Origin of the sequence: Kitasatospora sp. NPDC049285 (assembly GCF_040678815.1) — a bacterium.
Lineage (GTDB): Bacteria > Actinomycetota > Actinomycetes > Streptomycetales > Streptomycetaceae > Kitasatospora.
In genome coordinates this window covers 1-1270 of record NZ_JBFAQR010000154.1, presented here as the reverse complement: position 1 = coordinate 1270, position 1270 = coordinate 1, and the positions used below count along the sequence as shown (strand labels likewise).

At 71.1% G+C, this 1270-nt stretch carries 3 protein-coding genes; 1 reads left to right on the top strand and 2 read right to left on the bottom strand.

What is annotated here, in order from left to right; translation table 11 throughout:
* On the top strand, positions 1-239 hold a 239-nt coding region (locus AB0K51_RS34845), incomplete at its 5' end, for an RtcB family protein (RefSeq protein WP_363462308.1).
* A 67-nt stretch (positions 240-306) separates the two neighbouring features.
* Here AB0K51_RS34845 and AB0K51_RS34840 read toward each other — a convergent pair.
* Positions 307-630, bottom strand: a complete 324-nt coding sequence (locus AB0K51_RS34840; RefSeq protein ID WP_363462306.1) for an AzlD domain-containing protein — start codon at positions 628-630, stop codon at positions 307-309.
* Positions 623-1270: AzlC family ABC transporter permease (locus AB0K51_RS34835; protein WP_363462304.1), on the bottom strand; the 648-nt coding region annotated here is incomplete at its 5' end. The genes AB0K51_RS34835 and AB0K51_RS34840, both read right to left, overlap by 8 nt.

Below are 1270 nucleotides of genomic sequence, written 5' to 3'. Positions count from 1 at the left end.
CCTCCTTCAACTCCGCCTCGCACGGCGCCGGCCGGAAGATGAGCCGGACCGCCGCCAAGAAGCGGTTCACCACCAAGGACCTGGTCGAGCAGACCGCCGGCGTCGAGTGCCGCAAGGACGCCGGCGTGGTCGACGAGATCCCCGGTGCGTACAAGCCGATCGAGAAGGTCATGTCCCAGCAGCGGGACCTGGTCGAGGTGGTGGCGCACCTCAAGCAGGTGATCTGCGTCAAGGGCTGACGCGGCGTCGGACGTGTGAGCAGGGCCGGGGTCTGCCGCCCCGGCCCTGTTTCGGCCGTCCGTGCCCTCAGCTCACCTGGAGGGCCAGCACGTACACCGCCGTTCCCGCCACGATCGACAGCAGCGCGTTGCGCCGCCACAGGTGCAGGCCCAGCGTGACGCCCAGCCCCGCCAGCGCGGGCAGCCCGTACGGGGCCGCGGTCAGGCGCAGATCGCGCAGCGTGTAGACGGTCAGGATCACCATCACGCCCGTCGGCATGGTCGCCGCCAGGAAACGCAGCAGACCCGACTCGCGCACCCGCCCCAGCAGCACGAACGGTGCGGCGCGCAGGCCCACCGTCACCGCGAACATCACCAGCAGCCCCGCCAGCACGTACCGCCACTCAGGCACGACGCCCCCTCAGTACGTACCGCACGGCCAGCGCCGCCACGTACAACCCCAGTGCCACCAGCAGCAGTTGACCCTTCGCCAGCACCAGCGCGACCAGCGCGCACAGCAGCGCCAGTACCGGACCCGGCACGTCCCGGGTGGCCCGGTAGCCGTCGACCGCCAGCACCGCGAACAGCGCCGTCAACGCGAAGTCCAGCCCCCGCACCGTCCCCGGCAGCGCCGCGCCCACCAGTGCCCCCGTCACCCCGCCGAGCACCCAGTACGCCTGGCAGAACGCCTGGATCGCCACGATCCGACGCCCCGTCAACCCCGGCCGGGCCGAGGCCAGCGCGTACGCCTCGTCGGTCAGCGCATAGACCCCGTACACCCGGGCGGCCCGCCCGCGGATCCGGTGCAACGGGAACGACAGCCCGTAGAACACGTGCCGGAAGTTCACCAGGAACGTCGTCACCGCGATCGACGCGAGCGGCGTCACCGCGAGGAACAGCCCGATCGCGAGGAACTCCAGCGAACCGGCGTAGATCAACGACGAGAACACCGGCGTCCACCACCAGGCGAACCCGCTCTGCACCATCAACACCCCGAAAGCCACACCCAGCGGGAACAGGCCGAGCCCGACGCCGAGGGTGTCCTTCGCAGC